Source organism: Streptomyces lydicus (assembly GCF_004125265.1).
GTDB lineage: Bacteria > Actinomycetota > Actinomycetes > Streptomycetales > Streptomycetaceae > Streptomyces > Streptomyces lydicus_C.
Window position 1 is genome coordinate 7,871,267 of the sequence record NZ_RDTE01000003.1, and the last position, 20,689, is coordinate 7,891,955.

The 20,689-nt window shown below is 69.8% G+C and carries 20 protein-coding genes; 11 read left to right on the forward strand and 9 right to left on the reverse strand.

All coding sequences use genetic code 11. The features are described 5' to 3' along the window. Nucleotides 1-98 precede the first annotated feature (98 nt). Nucleotides 99-1,646, reverse strand: a complete 1,548-nt coding sequence (locus tag D9V36_RS37215; protein WP_129297643.1) for an ABC transporter substrate-binding protein — start codon at nucleotides 1,644-1,646, stop codon at nucleotides 99-101. Between the two features lie 36 nt (nucleotides 1,647-1,682). Next, entirely contained in the window at nucleotides 1,683-3,665 is a 1,983-nt protein-coding gene (locus D9V36_RS37220) for a hypothetical protein (RefSeq protein ID WP_241721186.1), read from the reverse strand. A gap of 369 nt (nucleotides 3,666-4,034) precedes the next feature. Here D9V36_RS37220 and D9V36_RS37225 point away from each other — a divergent pair, with 369 nt between their 5' ends. The 5 genes from D9V36_RS37225 to D9V36_RS37245 all read left to right on the forward strand — a co-directional run bounded on the left by D9V36_RS37225 (nucleotide 4,035) and on the right by D9V36_RS37245 (nucleotide 8,957). Continuing rightward, the gene (locus D9V36_RS37225) at nucleotides 4,035-4,922 is read left to right on the forward strand and encodes an SDR family oxidoreductase (protein WP_129298952.1); all 888 of its coding nucleotides are present in this window, start codon (nucleotides 4,035-4,037) and stop codon (nucleotides 4,920-4,922) included. Nucleotides 4,923-5,273: 351 nt separating this feature from the next. Beyond that, nucleotides 5,274-6,260 (forward strand): helix-turn-helix domain-containing protein, encoded by a 987-nt coding sequence (locus tag D9V36_RS37230; protein ID WP_129297644.1) that lies wholly within the window; start codon nucleotides 5,274-5,276, stop codon nucleotides 6,258-6,260. After that, nucleotides 6,232-7,149, forward strand: a complete 918-nt coding sequence (locus D9V36_RS37235) for an aldo/keto reductase (RefSeq protein WP_129297645.1) — start codon at nucleotides 6,232-6,234, stop codon at nucleotides 7,147-7,149. Before D9V36_RS37230 ends, D9V36_RS37235 begins: the two co-directional genes overlap by 29 nt. Nucleotides 7,150-7,385: 236 nt before the next feature. Continuing rightward, the gene (locus D9V36_RS37240; protein WP_129297646.1) at nucleotides 7,386-8,423 is read left to right on the forward strand and encodes an alpha/beta hydrolase; all 1,038 of its coding nucleotides are present in this window, start codon (nucleotides 7,386-7,388) and stop codon (nucleotides 8,421-8,423) included. Nucleotides 8,424-8,522: 99 nt separating this feature from the next. Beyond that, a complete protein-coding gene (locus D9V36_RS37245; protein WP_129297647.1) occupies nucleotides 8,523-8,957 on the forward strand; it encodes an SRPBCC family protein in 435 nt (144 codons plus the stop codon). On the opposite strand, the gene D9V36_RS37250 is transcribed toward D9V36_RS37245, so the two are convergent. Beyond that, nucleotides 8,945-9,937 (reverse strand): LysR family transcriptional regulator, encoded by a 993-nt coding sequence (locus D9V36_RS37250; protein WP_129297648.1) that lies wholly within the window; start codon nucleotides 9,935-9,937, stop codon nucleotides 8,945-8,947. The two genes, D9V36_RS37245 and D9V36_RS37250, sit on opposite strands and share 13 nt — an antisense overlap. A gap of 105 nt (nucleotides 9,938-10,042) precedes the next feature. Between D9V36_RS37250 and D9V36_RS37255 the strand changes: the two genes are divergently transcribed. Next, nucleotides 10,043-10,996, forward strand: a complete 954-nt coding sequence (locus D9V36_RS37255) for an EamA family transporter (protein ID WP_129297649.1) — start codon at nucleotides 10,043-10,045, stop codon at nucleotides 10,994-10,996. Between the two features lie 87 nt (nucleotides 10,997-11,083). After that, on the forward strand, nucleotides 11,084-11,344 hold the full coding sequence (locus tag D9V36_RS42370; RefSeq protein WP_277753541.1) for a hypothetical protein: 261 nt from the start codon (nucleotides 11,084-11,086) through the stop codon (nucleotides 11,342-11,344). A gap of 15 nt (nucleotides 11,345-11,359) precedes the next feature. On the opposite strand, the gene D9V36_RS37265 is transcribed toward D9V36_RS42370, so the two are convergent. The 4 genes from D9V36_RS37265 to D9V36_RS37280 all read right to left on the reverse strand — a co-directional run bounded on the left by D9V36_RS37265 (nucleotide 11,360) and on the right by D9V36_RS37280 (nucleotide 14,343). Next, entirely contained in the window at nucleotides 11,360-11,794 is a 435-nt protein-coding gene (locus D9V36_RS37265) for a hypothetical protein (RefSeq protein ID WP_347239847.1), read from the reverse strand. Then, nucleotides 11,791-12,288 carry a protease inhibitor I42 family protein gene (locus D9V36_RS37270; RefSeq protein ID WP_129297651.1) on the reverse strand — a complete coding sequence of 166 codons (498 nt, stop codon included), beginning with the start codon at nucleotides 12,286-12,288 and terminating at the stop codon, nucleotides 11,791-11,793. Before D9V36_RS37270 ends, D9V36_RS37265 begins: the two co-directional genes overlap by 4 nt. 8 nt (nucleotides 12,289-12,296) lie before the next feature. Continuing rightward, entirely contained in the window at nucleotides 12,297-13,895 is a 1,599-nt protein-coding gene (locus D9V36_RS37275) for a peptidoglycan-binding protein (RefSeq protein WP_129297652.1), read from the reverse strand. A gap of 76 nt (nucleotides 13,896-13,971) precedes the next feature. Further along, nucleotides 13,972-14,343 (reverse strand): WXG100 family type VII secretion target, encoded by a 372-nt coding sequence (locus D9V36_RS37280; RefSeq protein WP_164993099.1) that lies wholly within the window; start codon nucleotides 14,341-14,343, stop codon nucleotides 13,972-13,974. 275 nt (nucleotides 14,344-14,618) lie between these two features. On the opposite strand from D9V36_RS37280, the gene D9V36_RS37285 reads away from it, so the two are divergent. From D9V36_RS37285 to D9V36_RS37300, 4 genes are all read left to right on the forward strand, one after another. Then, nucleotides 14,619-15,026, forward strand: coding sequence for a YciI family protein (locus D9V36_RS37285; protein WP_129297654.1), 408 nt, complete (start codon nucleotides 14,619-14,621; stop codon nucleotides 15,024-15,026). An 8-nt stretch (nucleotides 15,027-15,034) separates the two neighbouring features. Beyond that, entirely contained in the window at nucleotides 15,035-16,210 is a 1,176-nt protein-coding gene (locus tag D9V36_RS37290; RefSeq protein ID WP_129298954.1) for an RNA polymerase sigma factor, read from the forward strand. A 1,421-nt stretch (nucleotides 16,211-17,631) separates the two neighbouring features. Beyond that, nucleotides 17,632-18,321, forward strand: a complete 690-nt coding sequence (locus D9V36_RS37295; protein WP_129297655.1) for a M24 family metallopeptidase — start codon at nucleotides 17,632-17,634, stop codon at nucleotides 18,319-18,321. Nucleotides 18,322-18,522: 201 nt separating this feature from the next. Next, nucleotides 18,523-18,954 carry a hypothetical protein gene (locus D9V36_RS37300; protein WP_129297656.1) on the forward strand — a complete coding sequence of 144 codons (432 nt, stop codon included), beginning with the start codon at nucleotides 18,523-18,525 and terminating at the stop codon, nucleotides 18,952-18,954. Nucleotides 18,955-18,966: 12 nt separating this feature from the next. On the opposite strand, the gene D9V36_RS37305 is transcribed toward D9V36_RS37300, so the two are convergent. Together D9V36_RS37305 and D9V36_RS37310 are read right to left on the reverse strand one after the other, a co-directional pair. Then, complete coding sequence (locus D9V36_RS37305) at nucleotides 18,967-19,842, reverse strand: IS5 family transposase (protein ID WP_129297657.1); 876 nt, start codon at nucleotides 19,840-19,842, stop codon at nucleotides 18,967-18,969. A gap of 45 nt (nucleotides 19,843-19,887) precedes the next feature. Next, nucleotides 19,888-20,373: an RICIN domain-containing protein gene (locus tag D9V36_RS37310; RefSeq protein WP_129297658.1), complete on the reverse strand. Its 486-nt coding sequence runs from the start codon at nucleotides 20,371-20,373 to the stop codon at nucleotides 19,888-19,890. Nucleotides 20,374-20,689 lie beyond the last annotated feature (316 nt).

Sequence of the window (20,689 nt, forward strand, 5' to 3'; positions counted from 1 at the left end):
TTTAACCAACAAAGTTGACGCCGTCTCACGTGCGCGCGGAGTACGCCGGCGTTGCCCTGCTCGGGGAGTACGCCGGCGTTCCCCTGCTCAGGCCCGGGTCACGGCACCAGATAGGGCGGTCCTGGATCCTTGAGGGGCTCGGGCAGTCGGATCACCGGAACCGGTTTGTTGTGCGGCCAGCCGTGGGAGGCGTCGTCGAAGCTGAGTTCTCCGCCGGCCGCGGGAACGGTGCTCGCGTCGTGCAGATTGGTGACCTCGTTGTAGACGTCCTGGACGTCGGGTGCCTCCTTGCCGGTCTGGCCGGTGACGTTGCGAGTGGCCCAGACCGCGGTCAGCACGGCGTCGTGGTGCATGATCGCGTATCCGTCGTCCATCACCGAGTCGGGGAACTGCAGGTCCCGCAGGGCCTGGTGGAACGGTTTGAAACCGGACGGGGCATGGACGCCACGGGCCCACTGGGCCGGACTCGTCGCCGAGACGTCCAGGATGGTGATCTTGTTGTCCCTGAGCAGGCTCCGTACCTGCTGCCCCTGCGCGAACGCCCCGGTGGCCCCGGTCATCACCGTGATCGGCGCGTCGTGACCGCACTGGCTGCGGGTGGACAGGGCACGGATGAGGTCGGCGAGATCGCGGTCCCGCCCGGCGTAGAAGATCACCTGCGCCTTGGTCAGGCAGATGTTGTTGACGGCGTTGTAGAAGAGCCGCGGGACGCCCGCGGGGTTGTGGCCGGTCGTGCCGACGAACGAGGCGCGCCGCCGGCCTATGTAATCGCTGAACTCCTCGTCGAACGCCGTGCGCATGGTCTTGACGTAGTTGTCGTCCCGGCTGTCGAAGACGAGGTAGCCGCGGTGCCCCGCCAGCGGAGAGTGGTCCAGGTACCGGCGGAGCGCCTTGGCGTAGTCGACGTTGGACGGCGACACCTTGAACAGGCGTGGTGAGTTGAGGTCGGTGGCGGTCAGGACCGCACCGATCGCGGGGATCTTCAGCCGGCTGAGCTCAGTGGCGGCCGCCTGGGTCTCCGGGATGCTGACGCCCATGCCGGTGACGGCGACCAGGGGATGCTCGTCGCCGACCAGACCGGCCAACTGCCGTACCACCGGCTTCCAGTGCGTCTCGTTACGCCCCTCATGGGCCAGCACGAGCTGGATCAGCGGCGTCTTGCCCTGGATGCCGGTGGAGCTGGTCGTGGACAGTTCGGGGCAGGCGTTCGCCCGGCACTGCGCGATGAAGGCGCCCTCCAGAGCGGTGCGGATCTCGGCGAGGGGCAGCGCGCTGGTGTCGCTCTCCGTCATCGGCATCAGGACGCCGACCTTGACGTAGGGCAGCCGGCTCTTTCCGGAGGCGGGATGCTCCCACTGGGCGCGGACGCGTCGGTTCTCCTGGGCGATCCGGTCGGTGATCCCCTTGAGACGGGGGTCGAAGGCGAAGGCCTTCTCGTCCGTGAGGCCGACGCACTCGCGCTGCGGGCCGGTGCCGTCCCAGTGCAGCCCCGGCTGGTCCGCCGCGCAGCTGGTGTCCTCCCGCGCCGGCCACAGGAACCAGAGCCCGCCGGCCGTCAGCGCCAGTGCGAGTACGAGGGCGGCGACTCCTCGCCACCCCTTCCACCACGGGGGGAGTGCGTCGGCGGGTTGCGGGGGCAGATGCATGGTGCCGGCTCCTAGGGACGGGGTGCTGCGGGGTGCTCACACGTACTTCGCGGCCTCGTGCATGAGCCCGATCCGGCGGGGGACGGAGCGCATGGCAAGGTCCTGGAGCATCGCGTTGACGGTCCGGTTGAGCTCGGGATGCGTACCGGGCAGCCGGTTGCGGGGATCGGACGCCAGCCACAGCCCGACCACCAGCAGGGTCAGGGGCGTGTGCTCGGCGAACGAGCGGGGTGCGAGGTCGGCGGCCAACTGCTCCAGACGCAGCGTGGCGGGCTGCTCCGGCAGCACCGGTTCCCGAAGGGGTGCGGCGGTGATCGTGTACAGCTCGTACAACCAGACGCCGGTGTCGGAGAGTTCGACCAGGCGCCGGGCGAGATGCTCGACGACGTCGTCCACCCGGTGCAGCGCGAGGGAGTGGTAGAGCACTTCCAGCGGGTGGCCGTGGTGGGCGTGCCAGGTGCGCAACTGCTCGTGGACGGCGCTCCAGCGGTCCGGGCGGGCGGCCAGCTCCTGCAACAGCAGCAGGCGCAGCCACGGATGCAGGACGGAGCCGCCGCGCAAGGGCTGCGGATGGACGCCCTCCAGATATCCGCCGCCCCGGCCACCGCGGGCCTCGGCATCCTGGGGGACCGGATCGGTCAGCCATAGTCGGGTCGCGACCACCCGGGCCAGCGAATCGCGGGTGTGCAACGCGAAGCGGTCGAGGAGCCCCGCGTCGCAGGCGGCATCGAACTCGCGGGCGGCACAGCACTCGACGAGCGCACGGTGCTGGTCATCCGTCAGATCGCGCAGCAGGTACTGCCGCGCCTCCTCTTCCAGCAGCGGTCCCCCGTCGGCGCCTTCCGCGGACGGCGCGGTGCCGGAGAGCACCGCGCGCAGCAGCTTCTCCGGTTCCTCGCGGCCCACCAGGCGCGCCGAGGCAGTGAGCAGCTGCCGGACGCTCCACGGATGCCCGCCAGTCAGCCGGTGGGCGAGCAGCGGTGCCTCCGGCAGCCGCGCGGCGATGTTCGTGCCGAGCTGGGCGGTCTCGCCGGCGGTCAGACCGCGCAGCTGGACGCAGTACCAGCGCCAGGAGCGGTCCGGCGGCGGGTCCGGAACGGCCTGCTCCCAGTCGGCGTAACAGGCCTGCTCGGGGGTGCGGAGCCGCACTCCCGCAGGCCCGGCTGCGAACATCGCCGGCACCCGGCCGACGTTCGACGCCGCGGCCACGGCCAGGAGCGGATCCGGTTGCCCGCCGGCGTCCCGGAGTTCCATGAGCAGGTCCAGGAATTCGCGCCCGCCGGGAGCATCGATGTTGTCCAGCAGGACGACGCAGTTGCGGTCGCGCCGTCGGCGCGCGTACTCACCGCGCAGATCGGCCAGGAACGCCTCGCACAATCGCCGGTCCACCGTGGCCCGGTCCGCCGGCTCCTCGCTCTTGCTCAGCTGGTTGAGTTCGACGAGCGCGTCCAGGGCGGCCAGCGGGCCGGCGTACCAGGCGAACCCGGTGTGCCGGGTCACCCGCAGCGGCATACTGGGCGGCTGCCGGATGAGGCTGGCCAGCAGGCTGACGCCGGGGATCCGGACCAGGTTGAGGTCCTGCAGCAACCCGGCCACCGCGGCGACCCGGTCGCCTGCGACGTTGGGTTCCTGGGGGCCGCGCAGCGCCTGGCGCAACTGCTTCTTGGCCCGCTCGGGATCCGTGGCGTCCAGCGACAGCTCGGGGGCCACCACGGCCAGTCCCAGCGTCAGCCGCGGGAAGACCAGGGGGGTCTGCCGGGGAAAGCGGTGCGACAGCCCGTACGCCAGACGGCCGGCGACCTCATGGGGTCTGCGGGGCGTGGCGGAGCCGAAGTCCAAGTAGGCGTGCGGGCGCCGTGATCCGAGGTAGCCGAGCCAGTTCAGAACGGTGGTCTTGCCGCTGCCCCGCGGTCCGACGAGGACGACGGTGGGAAGCCCGCGCCCGCCGGGAGCGGCTGTGTCGTCCTGCAGCCGGCTGCGGCACTCCTCGTACAGGGCCTCGATGCCCTGTATCCCCAACGGACGTTCCTTCACGCTGTTCGGCCCCCCGTGAAGACAGCGACGCTGCAGGGCGCGGATCTGCAGGCGGACTGTGCAGCCGGCGACCGGGATGACGGCCGCCGTGCTGTCGGCGACGGCAACGGCAGCCGCCGACTGATTACAGAAGGTTGGCATGCGTACGCACAACGTGCCACCCGTTCGCGCAAGGTACCGAAAAGCGGTCCGCCGGACGGGACGACCACGGCCGGCACCATGGCGGCCCGCTGCGCGGCGCGCGCCGGTGCCCCGACGCGCCTACCGTGAAACGTGAAAGCAGCCCGACCGCCTGTCGTCAGGAGTGGGGAGTTCTCGATGCCCTTCTCGCCGCGTCCACCGCGACCGCGTTCGATGGCCGGCTCGCGGCGACCGCACGCTCTCTACGGACACACCGCGGTGGTGACCGGAGCCGCGCGCGGTCTGGGGAAGGAAATCGTCCGCGAGCTGGCCCGGCGAGGGGCCCGGGTGGCACTGCTGGGGCGGGAGGAAGCGGCACTGCGCCGAGTGGCGTCGTCCCTTCCGGCAGCATCGGGCTGCTGGGCGGTCGACGTCACCGACGACGACGCCATGCGGCAGGTGGCGCGGGAAGTCCGCGACCGCCTGGGTCCGGCGTCCGTCGTCGTGGCGAACGCCGGGATCGCCGAAGGCGGGCCCTTCGCCGAGTCCGATCCGGCAACCTGGCGCCGGGTGATCGAGGTCAATCTGACCGGCAGTGCGATCACCGCGCGCTCCTTCCTGCCGGACCTGCTCGCCACACACGGATACCTCCTGCAGATCGCCTCGACGGCCTCCATCGGAGCCGCTCCCCTGATGAGCGCCTACTGCGCCTCCAAGGCCGGGGTGGAATCCTTCGCGCACTCGCTGCGTGCCGAATTCGCCCCTCGGCGCGTGGGCGTCGGAATCGCCTATCTGAACTGGACCGACACCGACATGATCCGGGACGCGGACCAGCACCCCGTGCTGCGCGAACTCCGTGCCCACATGCCCCCGCCCGCGAGGAAGGTCTATCCGGCCGAGTGGGTCGCCGCCCGGCTGGTCACCGCCGTGGAACGCCGTGCCGCCGCCGTCTACGTACCGGCCTGGCTCCGTGCGGCACAGGCGGTACGTGCCGCCCTGCCCGTCGTCGTCACCCGGCTCTCACGGCGGGAGCTTCCCCGGCTGGCGGCCCGCACCCCCTTCGAGGCGACCGGACTCCTGGGCGCCGGTGGCCGCGCCGACGAAGCACACCGCCGTCCGTGAGCATCTCGGATGTGAGCGCTTCGGGCGTGCCGCTGTCGCGGCGGTCGTTCGCCGGGCGCAGCGGTCAAAGACCACGGAGCGGCGAGCGGAGAGCTCGGCAGCGTCCCCGTCACCGACCTGTTCGCCCGGAGATCCCGTAGGGATTGCTGTTTCGCCGGTGAGGGCGACGGCGACCGGACGCCGAGGAGTGAGCGGTTGCCAGGTCCGCGACGCGGATCCGCTCAGGGTCGTGACATGTGCGCCGATCGAGTCGGTGCTCCGTCGAACACGCGGGCGTGGCCGTGCAGAGGGACCCCGGGTGGGTGTACGACACCCACGTTCCTCATCGTGCGCGCAGTTAGCGTGAAGCACATGAGCAGCAACGACCTGGGGGACTTCTTGCGTGCCCGCCGCGATCTCATCTCCCCGGATGAGGCGGGACTCGTGTCCCATACCGTGCGCCGGGTCAAGGGGCTGCGGCGCGAGGAAGTCGCGCTGCTGGCCGGCGTGAGCACCGACTACTACATGCGGCTTGAGCAGGGCCGCGAACGGCACCCTTCGGATCAGGTGCTGGACGCACTCGCCCGTGCCCTGCGCCTGGACGAGGCCGCGGCAGCGCACCTGTTCCGGCTCGCTCTGCCGGCACCGCAGAGCGCTCCGTCGGCCCCTGCCTCAGAGGTGAGCCCGCAACTGCTGGAGCTGATGGACCACTTCGTGGAGGTTGCGGCATGTGTGGTGAGCCCGGCCCTGGACTTCCTGGCCGTCAATCCGGTGGCCCGCCAGCTGTACTGCAGCTTCGCCGTCATCGACAATCTGCCGCGAATGATCTTCCTGGATCCGGCTGCCCGGGAGTTCTACCTGGACTGGGACCACGCTGCGCAAGGGGCCGTCGGAAACCTGCGGGCACTGTCGTCCCCGTTTCCCGACGATCCGCGCGTGACCGAGGTCATCGGGCAGATGTCGCGGCACAGTCCGGCGTTCGCCACGCTCTGGGCCCGCTACGAAGTCCGGCCCCGCACCAGCGAGGACAAACGCCTGTGGCACCCACAGGTCGGCGAACTGCGCCTGCATTACCAAGCCTTCACCGTCACCGGCGCTCCCGGACAGCAACTGTTCGTCTACTCAGCCCGTCCCGGCAGCCCCAGCGCCGACTCGCTGCGCCTGCTGCGATCGCTCGCCGCGGACGACACAGCCGGTGGCACTACGCACCGGCCCGCCCAGGACGGCACGGCCAGGACGCGCCGGACGAGCCTGCCACCCGCCGAAGAAAACGAGGCATACGCCCTTGAGGCATACACCGATGAGGGATACGGCGATGAGGGATATATCCATGACGACCAGCACCCCGATCGCACCTGACTGCGGCACCTTCGACATCGCCGGGAAGAAGGTGGCCAGGCTCGGCTTCGGCGCGATGCGGTTGACCGGACGCGGCATCTGGGGCGAGCCGGACGACCGTGCCGAGTGCGTCCGGGTGGTGCGGCGCGCTCTGGAACTGGGCGTCCAACTGATCGACACCGCCGACTCCTACGGCCCCTACATCAGCGAGGAGATCATCCGGGAGGCCGTCCATCCCTACCCCGATGACGTCCTGATCGCCACCAAGGCCGGACTGACCCGCAATGGCCCCGACGCCATCGAAACGGCACAGGGCCCCGTACGCCTCGGCCCCCGAGCGTGGCCGCCCGTAGGACGTCCTGCCTACCTGCGGCAGGAAGCCGAGATGAGCTTGCGGCGGCTCGGCCTGGACCACATCGACCTGTTCCAGCTGCACCGCGTCGACCCCGAGGTTCCGCTGGAGGAACAGGTCGGCGAGCTGAAGAACCTCCAGGACGAGGGCAAAATCGTCGCGATCGGCCTGTCCCAGGTGACCGTCGACCAGATCGAGCAGGCACGGCGCATCGCCTCGATCGCCACCGTCCAGAACCGCTACAACCTCACCGACCGTTCCAGCGAGGATGTCCTGGAGTACTGCGCCCGAGAACGCATCGGCTTCATGCCGTGGGCACCCGTATCCGCCGGGGAACTCGCCCGGCAGGGCGGGCCGGTGGACCGTCTGGCCCGCCGCCATGACGCCACACCGGCGCAAGTGGCACTGGCCTGGCTGCTGGCCCGTAGCGACAACATGCTGCCCATTCCCGGCACTTCCCGCGTCACCCATCTTGAGCAGAACCTCGCCGCCGCACACCTCACGCTCGGCCCGGAAGAGATCACCATGCTGACGGATGCCGGGCGGGAGACGGCGTGAACGGTCGGTCGACCGTGCCGCGGGCGCGTCGGCGACCAGGCCACAGCCTTGCCTTGCCTTGCCTTGCCGCAAGCCTGCCTCAGAGCTGCCGGACAGCGCTCTGAGCAGCGTTCCGAGCTGATCGGAGCAGCCTGAGCCTTCGGCACCCGCCCGCTCATGCGGCCGCCCGTGCAGACCCTACGCCGAGGGCTCATACCTCCCCTCTGCGCACCATGACCCACGAACGAGAAGGTCTCATGTCTCCTCACACTGCCCCCCAGCCCTTCTGGGCCGGGACCCCCGTCAGGACCTCACGCCGCGGGCACTTCTGGATCCCGGGTGAACGTGTCACCGGTGACCACGGCAACTACCAGCGCGGGCCGATGTTCGTCGCTTGGGAGGCGCCTGAGAAGGTGACGCAGCCCTACCCCGTCATCCTCGTGCACGGCGGAACCCTTCAAGGCACCGAGTGGCTCGACACCCCGGACGGACGGCCTGGCTGGGCCCAGCGCCTGGTCGAGGCCGGGTACGCGGTTCTCGTCGTCGACCGCCCCGGACACGGCCGTTCGCCCTACCACTGCGACATCATCGGCCCCATGGGACAGCCTTTCTCCTACGAGGAGGGCCGGCGCGTCTTCTTCCCGTCCGAGACCGCCGAAGCGCAGACCCAGTGGCCTTTCGACCCGGCCGACGACGATGCCTGGGACGCCTTCATCGCCCCGTTCGGGCCGCTGCCCGCCGACCTTGCCGCTTCTCAGGAGATGGATGCCGACCGGCTCGCCCGCCTGCTGGACCGGATCGGCCCCGCCATCGTGATGACCCACTCCGCCTCCGGCCCCGACGGCTGGCTGCTGGCCGACCGGCGCCCCGGCCACGTCGCCGCCATCGTCAGCGTCGAACCCATGGGGCCGCCCTTCGCCGAGACCCACGGCATCGGAACGCTCCACTGGGGCTTGACGGCAGCCCCGCTCACCTACGACCCGCCGCGCACCACTGCCGACGAGGTCGCCGCCGCCGACCCCGCGACTCTCCGTATTCCCGCCCTGGCCGGCGTCCCGGTGGCGGTGGTCACCGGTGAGACCGCGGTCTTCGCCACCTACGCACCGGCAATCGTCGACTTCCTCACCACGGCCGGCGCAGCCGCGGAACACCTCCACCTGCCCGACCACGGGATCCACGGCAACGGCCACGGCCTGATCTACGAGTCCAATTCCGACCAAACCCTGCAGCCGGTCCTCCAGTGGCTGGACGAACACACCACCGGCCCCCGGACACGGACCGGCCGGACCTCGTAACCCGCCGGACCTGCCCGGTCACCGGACACCACCGCACCGACCGGATGGTCCACACCACCTGGCCCTCTCGCACCGCAGCCCGACCTCCAAGGACTCTCCATGCCCGAAACACGTGCCAGCGCTGTGATACCGGCCGACGCCACCGCCGTATGGCGCCTCATCCGGGACTTCAACGGTCTGCCCGCCTGGCAACCCGGCGTCACGCACAGCGCACTGCGGGACGGGGATGCCCCCGACCGCGTCGGCGGCGTCCGCACCCTGACGCTCCTCAGGGGAGAGAAGATCTCGGAGAGCCTCGTCGCGCTCGATGACCACACACGGTCGCTGACCTATGACATCGTCGAGTCCCCGTACCCCGTTCAGAGCTACCGCTCCACCCTGCGTGTCATCCCGCTGACCAGCACCGGCGAATCCGTCGTCGAATGGACCCTGACCTTCGACTGCGCTCCTGCCGTCGCCGAGGAACTGACCGGAGCATTCAGGGACGGCGTGTTCGCCCCTGGCCTGCGCGGTCTGACCGCCTACTTCAGCTGACCGGTTCCTTCGCCTGACGGGCACACCGGAGAATCGGCTTCTCGGTCCGGCCGGTGGGAATACGCGCCCGGCCGGCGGGCATCCGCACCCGGCCAACGCCCGCGCAACGCCGCCAAGGCGGCGTGCACAGCAGGCCTGCGGTCGGCCTGGGAGCGCCAGACGGCCGACAGCCGGCGGGAGGGCGCGGGGCACATCGGGACGACACGGACGGTGGGCGGCAGGGTGCCGCGGCCGAGCCGGGGCAGCATGGCGACGCCCAACCCCGCTGCCAGCAGCGCTATTTGGGACTCGAACTCCTCGACCCTGTAGGCAACGTCCGGTTCGATGCCGAGGTCGGAGAAGGAACGCACCAGCCACTCATGGCACATGGCGCCGGGACCGTGCCCGATCCAGCGTTCCCCTCGCAGGTCGTACGGGGTCACCATGTCCCGGTCGGCGAGCGGGTGCCCTTCGGGAAGGACCATGTCGGCGATGTCCTCACCCAGTTCGGTGACGGACAGCGAGGCAGAAAGCGTCAGCGGGGTGTTGTGCCAGTCGTGCACCACCGCGAGATCCGCCTCGCCCCGTACGACGAGGCTGCTGGCGACGTGGGGGTCACACTCCACCAACCGGCAGTCCAGGGCGCGGTGGCGCCCGGCGAGATCGGCGACGGAGGCGGCGACGAAGCCGCGGCAGGCGGTGGGGAACGTGGCGAGCACCAGCTGACCGGTGGGCTGGTCACGTTGTTCTTCCAGCCGCGAACGGGTCCGCTCCAGCACGGCGTTGACCTCGTCCGTCGCCTCCGCGAGCAGCCAGGCCGCAGGCGTGAGGCCGACCTTGCCGCCCTGCCGGTCGAGCAGGGGGGAACCGGTCTCGCGCTCCAGCTTGGCGATCTGCTGGGAGACGGCGGACGGCGTGTAGCCCAGAGCGGCCGCCGCACGCGTCACCGAGCCGTGGGTGGCAACGGCGCGCAGCGCACGCAGGCGATTGAGGTCGAACATGAAGCGATGCTAATACCCCACCTTCAGAAACCTTCGCTGGTCCTTTCGAGCGGCGGCTGTTGTGATGGGACATCCCGAAGAAGAGCGCTCCCAGGAGTAATTGACATGAAGCCCGTGCACGTGGCACTAGCAGTGGCGGTCGCCGCCGTATGGGGTGCGAACTTCGTGGTGATCGACGTGGGGCTGCGCGACTTTCCGCCGCTTCTCTTCTCCGCCGTGCGATTTCTCCTGGCCGCACTCCCCGCGGTTTTCTTCGTCGGACGGCCCCGGGTGGCCTGGCGCTGGGTGATAACGGTCGGGGTCACGCTCGGCATCATGAAATTCGGCATGCTGTTCCTCGGTATGCATGCGGGACTGCCCCCGGGACTGGCTTCCCTGGTCCTCCAGAGCCAGGCGGTGTTCACCGTGCTGTTCGCCGCGGTGTTGTTGAAGGAGCGCGCCCGGCGGGTGCAGATCGTCGGCACGGTCCTTGCCTCGGTGGGCATCGTGCTGGCCGGACTGGACTCGACGTCCGGCACGCTTACCGGATTTCTGCTGGTCGTGGGCGCGGCGGCGTGCTGGGGTCTGTCGAACATCGCGATGCGGAAGGCGGGCTCGCCGGACGCCTTCCGGTTCATGGTCTGGGTGAGTGTCGTCCCGCCCGTCCCGCTCGCGCTCCTCTCCGTGCTCTTCGAGGGCGGTGACGCGGACCTGCGGGCGCTGCAGCAGATGAACCTCGGCGGGCTGGGCGCCGCACTCTATGTGGCGTGGGGAGCGACGCTGTTCGGATTCGCCACGTGGGGATACCTCCTGCGGATTTACGACGCACCGACCGTCGCCCCGTTCTCGTTGCTCGTCCCGGTATTCGGCCTGGCCTCCGCCTGGGTATTCCAGGGCGAGCGCATGACCCCGGTGACATTCTGTGCCGCAGCTCTTGTCGTCGTCGGAATCGCGGTCGGAATGCTGCGCCGTAAGAAGAGGCCGGTGCCACCCGAAGGAATCCGATGCCACCCGAAATCGAGCGAACGGCCGATCTCGCCGCGCCTCGCACCAAGAGACTCCGGAAGGACACCATCATGAGCCGACAGGCGGGAACACCGCCAGCGGCCGGCGCGGCCGGCTCCGCGAGCGGGCCGGACGGGCGCGATCGCCGCGGCCCTGGTCACCGTGCTGCTGTGGGCCTCGGCGTTCATCGTGATCCGCAACGCCGCCGCGCACTTCGGGCCGGGGGCGCTCGCCCTGGGCAGGCTGTCGTGGCTGTTCCCCGGCGAGGTCCCCGGCCTGCTGACGCTCTGCGGCGGCCTCCTGTGCCTGTCCGGCGTCGCGGTGACGCGGATGCGGGGGAGGGCGCCGTCCCCGGCCCCGGAAGCCGCGCCACGGAGCCGGGCCGCCGGGCAGCCCGTCGCCCCGGTGGACTCCGAAAGGTAAGCGGCCGTCGTCGGCTCAGCCGTCGCCGGGCCCCGCGGTCCTGTTCCGGTACGTGAGCCGGAGCGCCATGAGGGCAGCGACGGACTCCAGCCACCGGGCGACCTCCTGGTCACCGTCCACGGTGCGCACCACGGATGCGGCCGACTGCAGCCAGCCACGCACCAGTGCTGCCGCGGCGTCGCCCGGCACCGGCTCGGGGAGCGCCGCGGCATAGCCGGTGCCGCCGCTGCGGACGACTTCGGCGAGGAAGGCGACCGCCCGCGGAAGGACGCCCTGCCGGTCGAGGACGACGGCGGCGCCCACCGCACCGTCCCCGAAGAGCGCGGTGCGGTGCGAGCCGCCGAACCCGATGCCGTAGCGCAGCAGCGCCGTGACATCGAGCGTGGCGAGTTCGTCGTCGGTCTTGCCTGGGGGAGGGGTGGGATGCATACCTGTCTCGGAATCGGTCACTTCACGGTGACGGTGTAGGTGTGGTAGGTCGGCCGGACGGGTGCCGGCGCGACCGTGGAGCCGGGGGGCGGCGAGGGCGGCGGGGACGCCGTGGCCGAGTCCTCGCCCTTGTCGATGCAGGCGTGCACGGGGCAGTGGATCAGCCGGATCCGGGTGCTTCCCCGGCCGACGGCCTTGAAGCGGAAGAGCTGACTGCCGCCGTCCGCCCCGTCCGCATCGCGCCCCGGGTTCTCCTGGTCCTCGCCTGCCGCACGCACCACACCCGCGGCGGGCTTCGGCTCGGCCACGTACCAGCGTTCGCCCAGGGAGGCGTTGGAGGGAACCGACAGGGTGAACTCCTCGCCCGGGCCGGCCTCGATGGCGGTCTCGTCCCGGTCATAGGTGGCGGGGCCGAAGAGACCGCACCCGGTGAGCGCGGCCAGGGCGGTGAGCGTGGCGAGGGCCGGTACGAGTACCCGGCGAAGGGCGGCGTGCGGGAGGTGTGTGCGCATCATGGATCGCTTCAGTCGGCGGGCAGATGGACGGCGTAGGCGTCGGGCATGCGGTCGTCGGAGGCCTTGCCCATGTGGCCGTTGACGAAGTCGTCCTCACTGACCCAGGTGGTGGTGCCCCAGGGGTTGTAGACCTGGAGCTTGTCGCCCTCCTGGCCGATGATCATCATCGCGTGGCCGGTCCGGTCGCCGTCCTTGTACCCCTCGACGCCGATCGGCACCGGCTTGCCGTCGGCCACGGACTTCTCGATGTCCGGCAGCACGTCGCGGCGGGCATCGGCGCTCCTGGTCTCCTGGAAGTCGTACGACGCACCGGTGTGCGGGCTGATCTCCTTGTTGACCACGGTGGTCTTGCCGTCGTTGTCCATACCGTCGGGGTGCCGGGAGAACGGGAAGTCGTAGTCGTAGTCCCCGTCGCCCTCGTCGTGCACCCGCTGCTGTTCGGCGCCCAAGCGGTCGCGGAAGGCGTCGGGGTCGTCCTCCTGCCCGGAGGGGCCGCCGGTCAACCCCAGGGCGTAGACGGGGTCGACCATGGCCCGGGCGCTCACCGTGGAGGACGGGACGCAGGTGTTCCCGTCCTGCGACCACCGTTCGTCGCCGAAGGCCTGGTCGTCGGTGTTGTTGTTCCTGCCGTCCTTGGCGCGTCCCTCGTCGTTCATGCTGTCGCCGGCGGTGGACACCGGTGTGAGGTGCCGCTGGAGCCATCCCGGGTCCTTGCCGTGGATCTTCTCGCGGAAGTCCGACACGGCGTCCAGGTCGTAGCCCGCGGCCAGGGCCTTCACCAAGTAGGCGCGTTCCTGCGGCGACTTGGAGTCGGCGAGCATCGTGTCGAACTCGGCGCGGTCCTTGGCGTTCATCTTCTCCATGTACCGGCCCGAGCGCTCCAGGTCGTTCGCGCTGAGCAGTTCGTTCATCTCCGCCGGGCCGTAGATGCCCGCGGTGTCGGCGAGAACGAGCTTGTCGGCGGCGGAGAGGCCGCTGGTGTGCATCTTGCCCGACCGCGCCTCGGAGGCGAACTTGTTGAGGTCGCGGGCGGCCGCGCGGGCCGCGTCGTCGGCGGACCGGGCCGCGGAACGCATTTTCTCGACGCCGGCACAGGCCGCCGTGCCGGCCCGGAAGATCGCGTCGTCCTCCTCGTCGGTGTCCACCATGTCGTCGAAGAAGCCGTCCGCGGGCCCGAGGATGGACAGCGCCTCGTGCAGCTGGCCGCGGCCGGTCCCGTCCAGTTTCTGGGCTGCCCCGACCGCGTCGCTGAGGGTCAGCAGGGCCTTGCCGCCCTTCTGCAGGGCCTCGGCCATCTGCGCGGCCGCCCGGGAGGCGGCCTGGACGACCTCGGTCGCCCCCACACCGGCCTTGCCCACCCAGACCTCCGGCAGGCCGGACGTCGCCACCTGGTCGACCTTGTGGGCGACCTCTTCGGCGTTCTTGGACTGGGTGCGGTAGCGCTTGCCCAGCAGCTCCAGCGTGCCGGCGGAGCCGACCGGGGCCGGGACCGCGAGGGCGGAGTTGATCAGATCGATCATTTCGTTCTTGTCGTCGCAGTCGAGGAGCTGCTTGTAGCACGCCTCCAGCGCGGCGCGGCGCTCGGTGGTGGATCCCTGCTCAGCCAACGGGGAGGAAAAGACCTTTGTGTGCGGTGTCGTCGGAAGGAAGTCTGCGGACCGGGCGGACCGTCGCCGCTCCGGCTCAGCCGAAGGGGGACCGGTCGGACACGGGAGCCGGCCTGGTCGTCCATGACGGGTTCCCCGAGCCCGCCGCACCGCCGACCTGGGAGATGACCTCGTGATCGGCCTGGTCGTAATGTCCCTTGGACGCCCGGACCTTGCCGGCGAGTTCGTGGAGCGCGCTCTCCAGGTTCTTCGTTTCCTGCTGCCAGGCCGTGGAGAACGACCGGTAGGCGGGGCCGGAATCGGAGCCGCCGAGCACGTCGTCGTCGAAGCAGACCGCGTCGGCCATGGCGCTCTTGATGTCGCCGGTATCGTCTCCCGCCGCGTCGAGCTTGTTCGCCTCGGCGTCCATGCCGCCCTGCTGGACGTGGTATCCGGAATCGCCGGCCATTGATCCCCCGTGTGTATGTTTCTGCGCTGCCTGCCCCGACGTGGTACGCCGAAGCGGCGGCATGCCCCTGACATGGCGCCGCAGCGGAGGTCATCGTAACGACTGACCGGATGGGCCGGTCGGCAGAGCCACCGGCCGGCCCGCGCGGGGTACGAGCCCCGGTTCCTCTACAAGAGCGAAAAAAATCGCCCGTCGATGTCGAGAACCCGTGACGGGCTCCGTCCCTGCAGTGAACGCGACCACAATGGGCCGCACCCGCACCGAGGAGAAGCACGATGGCCAAGTACCTGCTGCTCAAGCACTACCGAGGCGCACCGGCCGCGGTCAACGACGTCCCCATGGACCGGTGGACGCCGGAAGAGATCTCGGCGCATGTGCAGTACATGAACGACTTCGCGGCCCGGCTCGAGAAGACCGGCGAGTTCGTCGACGGTCAGGCACTCGCCCCCGAGGGGTCGTGGGTCCGGTACGACGGCGAGGGGCGCCCGCCGGTCACCGACGGCCCGTTCGCCGAGACCAAGGACCTCATCGCCGGCTGGATGGTGATCGACGTCGACAGCCACGAGCGCGCCGTCGAACTGGCCGGAGAGCTGTCGGCCGCCCCCGGCGCGGGCGGGAAGCCGATCCACGAGTGGCTCGAACTGCGCCCGTTCCTGACCGCGCCCCCCACCATCACGGAGTGACCTCACCGATGGACGAGGCCCTGCTCCGGAGCCTCACCCTGGGCGTGCTCGCCCTCCTCGTCCGCCGCGGAGCCGACTTCGCGGCGGCCGAGGACGCCGTGCAGGACGCGCTGGTCGAGGCGCTCCGCGTCTGGCCGGCCGGCCCTCCCCGGGATCCGAAGGGCTGGCTGGTCACCGTGGCCTGGCGCCGGTTCCTCGACGCGACCCGCGCGGACGCCGCCCGCCGCCGGCGCGAAGTCCGCTTCGACGAGGAACCCACGCCCGGCCCCGCGCCCGCGGTGGACGACACGCTCCGGCTCTACTTCCTCTGCGCCCACCCGTCACTGACGCCGTCATCCGCGGTGGCCCTCACCCTGCGCGCCGTCGGCGGACTGACCACCCGCCAGATCGCCCAGGCCTACCTGGTGCCCGAGGCGACCATGGCGCAGCGCATCAGCCGGGCCAAGCGCACCGTCTCCGGTGTCCGGCTGGACCAGCCCGGCGATGTCGCCACCGTGCTCCGCGTCCTCTACTTGGTCTTCAACGAGGGCTACTCCGGCGACGTCGACCTCGCCGCCGAGGCCATCCGGCTCACCCGGCAGCTCGCGGCCCAGGTCGACCACCCCGAGGTGGCGGGGCTGCTCGCCCTGATGCTGCTCCACCACGCCCGGCGCGCCGCCCGGACCACGCCCGACGGCAGCCTGGTGCCGCTCGCCGACCAGGACCGCGGCCGGTGGGACACCGGGTTGATCGCCGAGGGCGTCGGAATCCTGCAGGCGGCCCTCGCCCGCGACCGGCTGGGCGAGTTCCAGGCCCAGGCCGCCATCGCGGCACTCCACGCCGATGCCCCCACCGCCGAGGAGACCGACTGGGTACAGATCGTCGAGTGGTACGACGAGCTCGCACGCCTGACCGACAGCCCGGTAATCCGGCTCAACCGCGCGGTGGCCGTCGGCGAGGCCGACGGACCGCGCGCGGGCCTTGCGGCGCTCGCGGAGCTGGACGACTCCTCCCCCAGGTCTTCGGGCAAGGGATACCCCGTGCCCCGTTACGCCGCGGTGGCGGCGTATCTCCACGAGCGCGACGGCGACCTCGCCACGGCGGCACAGCTGTACGCCGAGGCGGCCCGCCAGGCGCCCAACCTCGCCGAGCGCGACCACCTGACGCGCCAGGCCGCCCGGCTCAACGCCGCCCGGCGCCGCTGACGGCTCGCGCACCCCACCCGGCCGGCCCCACCGGAACAGCCCCCGCGACATGGCAGTTGCCCATACGACCGCCGTGGAAGCCGACTTGACCGCCCGTCCGGCAATACGGGGCCAAGACCGCCCGGCAGAACGGGGCGAAGGTACGAGGCAAGGCCGCCCGGCAGTACGGAACGAATACCCACCCGGCGGTACCGAGCAGGGGGAGTGGCCGGAGGCGGCACCGAGCACGAGGAAGTGGCCGGATGTCACGGCTCGGTGGCCGCGCTTCCCCGTCACGGGAGCACGGTTTCCGTGTGATTTAGACAACTTGAGCGTGGGGAACTGGCACCCGGTACTACCCATCGGTAGAAGGGATTCTGCAGGTCCGAGGTACAAAGCGGGCGGCCAGTACGGCGCGGCCGGGTGAACTGGCGGCCCTCGGTGCCTGATTCGGGCCGTCGCTGAAGGCGGACGAGGGGGACGGGGGACGGTGTGTGCCGGTGGGCCCGGCTAATGTGATGCCTTACCTCCAGCCAATGGGGCTTCAGCTCGCGGCTCCCGCGGGGCTGCGACAGTCCGGCCCTGGATTGGAGGTGGTGGCCGATGGGCGCTTGCCCGGATGGTTGCTGCTGCAGGCGCTGCACGTGGGAAGGCTATTTTCGGAAGGTTCGCTGGTTCGGTCCGCTCTTCGCGGCACTGAAGTTCCTGCGGGAAGCCTTTCAGCATCTCCACTGAGCAGTGTGGCCTCGGCTGGTGAGCCGAGGCCGCTGCAGCCGGGTCCTGTCTCCGCCGGGTTGGCGCCTAGGAGGCAGGGCCCTTCTTGGTTTTCACTCCACCCGAGAGTGCAAGCACTTCAGGCGTTTAGTGATCTACGTCACCGACCGAGCGGTCAATGCCTCCATCTTGCCCTGGTGGGCGGGGTATTTCGAGCGGCACGCTCAGTCGATCACTGTTAAGGGTTGGGCACGCGCAGTTATATTCCCTGCTCACGAACTGGCCGGGATGGCGATGTGGCTCAAGTCACTCATCGAAAGTGGCATAGACCACAAGAGGGTTCGAATGGAGTTCGTGCAATCGCTCATGCAAAGACAACTTCCGGCAGAAGCCTCTTATGTATAGACCCAAAAGGGGTGCTCGCCTTTGGTTTCAAACCACAAGATCCACTTGCGACGGTTTCGTGGTAGCGGCCGTGTGGGGCGACGCGGCGCACTCTCACTCGTCGCTCGGGCAAAGATCTTCACCGTCGGAGAGGGAAAGGCAGGGTTTCCCCCTTTTGCGGCGGTCGAGCGCGGCTGCGCGCCGAACCAGCGCCGTGACAGCAGGGGCGACCAGCACCCGTTCAACACCCCTGGGCATGCGCAGCCTTCCCTCGTCCGGAGGGCGGTCTGCCGCCGTGCGCCGTTCCATCAGGGATGACGGCACAGCCTTTAGGGTTGTGTCGTATGGCGAATGAATCCGTACGCGCCGAACGGCTGCTGGAGGCCCAGGCCAAGGCCGAGGCGCTGTTCCACGAGATCGCCGCCCGCGGCCTGGTGGCCCCCGGCGAGAGTGAGCGCGCGGTCAGCGACCGCGTCCGCGACCTGGCAAACGAAATGTTCGGCACCACCCGTCACTGGCACAAACGGATCATCCGCTCCGGACCCCACACCCTCCACCCGTACCGGGAGAACCCGCCGGACCGCACCATCGGCGCCGACGACATCGCCTTCGCCGACTTCGGCCCGATCTTCGAGGAGTACGAAGCCGACTTCGGCCGCACCTACGTCCTGGGCGACGACCCCGTCAAACACCGCCTGCGGGACGACCTGCCCAAGATCTTCGCGGCCGGACGCCATGCCTTCGAGACCACCCCGGACATCACCGGCAAGCAGCTCTACGCCCACGTCCAGGACCTTGCCGCCGAAGCCGGCTGGGCCCTGGGGGGATGGCATGCGGGCCACCTGGTCGGAGAGTTCCCGCACGAAAAGATCGACGGTGCCGACACCGAGTCCTACATCACTCCGGCCAACGACACCCCGATGCGGCGCACCGACCGGGCCGGCCGGCGCTGTCACTGGATCCTGGAGATCCACCTCATCGACACGGAACGGGAAATCGGCGGCTTCTACGAGCAGTTGCTGGATCTCGGCTGACGCGCTGGACGGACCGCAGAAGCCGACGCCGCCGGGCGCCGAGCGTGCTGGTGAAGACCCCTTCCGTGGTCAGGTCCGCACACGTTTCCCGGCCGTGCGGCCCTTCTCACGTCACGGGCCGCCGCCGACCACACCCTTGTTCCCCAAGCCGCTGCTGCTAGGCCGTGTATCGGAAGTGAATCGTGCGCATAGGGTGTCGCCATGTCGCTGAGCCACATAGCCCTCACGTCCGGCCGTTCGATCGAGCTCACCGAGCTGCGAATGTCTTCGACCTACGGGGGGATGCTGGAGGGCTACCCGTGCAAGCCCGTCAACGACATGAAGGTCAGCAGCCTCCAGCGGCAGGCCGAACGCACGTTTCCCTCCACGCCGGTCCATCTCGTTCCGCCCTCCCGTGAGTACACGGATCAGACCGCCGGCGCCTTCGGCCCCGTCGAGGTGCTGCCTTCCGTGGCCTGCATCGGCGCCTTCCGCTCGACAGCGGTAGCCCCTGAACTCGACCCGGTGCTGCACCGTTCCGCCCTCACTGTGGTCTGGTTCCAGACCGTCTTGGATGTCCCGTCGGGCGAGTCCTCTGACCTTGCACTTCGCAGCATTCGCTGGGAGGAGCTGTCCCAGGACTACGAGCTCTAGGACGAGTGCCGATCACAGCCACTCGTTGATGGCCGCGATGAGGACGGTCGCCTCGTAGCGGACCGCCAGCTTGTCGTAGCGCGTGGCGACCGAGCGATGCCTCTTGAGGCGATTGATCCCGCACTCGACTGCGTGACGCTCGCGGTAGTCGACCGGGTCGAAACGTGGCGGCCGGCCGCCACGGGAGCCGAGCTTCTGGCGATTGCGTTCCTGATCGGCCTTGTCCGGGATGGTGCAGCGGATCCCGCGGCGACGAAGATAGGCGCGGTTCTTGCGGGAGGCGTACGCCTTGTCAGCCCGCACGCGATCAGGACGGACCCGCGGTCGGCCCGACCCGCGGCGGGGCACGCGGACCTTATCCAGCACCGGTTCGAACTGCGGCGAGTCTCCGCGCTGCCCAGCCGTCACCACGATCGACATGGGCTTTTGGCCCTGCTCAACGGCAAGATGCAGCTTGGTGGTGAACCCGCCGCGCGAACGTCCCAGCCCGTGATCACCGGGCTCGGCGAAGGCACCACCCGGTGGCTCCTTCTGTAGGTCACCCCGCCTCCGGGCCCCGGCCGCATGCTGATGGGCACGGCACACCGTGGAATCGACGCTCAGGTCCCAAGTGATTGCACCCTTCGCGTCGGCCAAGGACTGCAGCCGGGTGAGGACCCGGTGCCAGGTGCCGTTCCGCTGCCATCGGCGGAACAGGTCATAGATCCGACCCCACGGCCCGTACTCCACGGGCACGTCCCGCCACGGAACACCTGTCCGGACCCGGAACCGTATACCGTCGATCAGCCGCCGCCGGGGCCAGACGGGCGGCCGCCCCGCCTTCGTCCCCTTCGGCAACAACGGCTCCAACACCACCCACTGCTCGTCCGTGAGATCTCCCCGCGCCATGAACCGAGATCATTCATCGCTCAAGATCCACTTTCGATACACGGCCTAGTGCCACCTCTCATAGGCAGCGGAGGAGTTGCAGGCAGTGGTCTGCGGCTGGGTGCCGTCGGCCACGCTGCTGGTCGTCATGCACAGTCCGTTGGACACGTTCTGCCACACCTTGAACAGGCCCCTGGGCTCCTCGTAGAAGACACGCCACTTCTGGGTGTCGGGGAGGAGGTTGCACTCGTCCATCCAGAGGCCCGGGTGTGCGGCGGTCGGCCCGGTGATACACCGTCCCGTGTTCTGATTGACGAAGCGGTACATGCTGCCCGGAAGGAACTCCGCGAGCCATTTCTGTTCAGGCCCACCGGTGCACCGCCACATCTGGAGCTTCGCGGCGTTCTCGGTGGCATTGTCGAGGCAGTGGCTCGAGTTCCAGATACTCATCGTGTTGAAACCCGCGGCCTGCGCCGGTGCGCCGGCCAGAGCGATGACCGGCATCGTCAGCGCGGCGGTGACGAGTGCGAGCAGAGCGCGTCGTTTGGACATGGGGCAACTCCACTTTCCACTTGAGGATTCGTAGGGTCGTGTGTGCTGCCGGTCAGCGGCACACAGCCATCCCGGCTGCTGTGTCCGGGGCGACCCCACGCACATACGGCGCGGAATCGAATTTCCCGGCCCGCAAGCCCTTCAGCGGAACGTCCAGTTCTGATGGGTCCAGCCGCTGCACGCCCACAACTGCGCCTTTGCCTCGTTCGCCGTGATCGTGTCGGTGTCCCCTGTCCAGACACTCACCACGGTGCCGTTCCGGCGATCGCCAGAGCTGCCGCAGCCGCGAACATCCCTCGATCACGCATGATGTTCC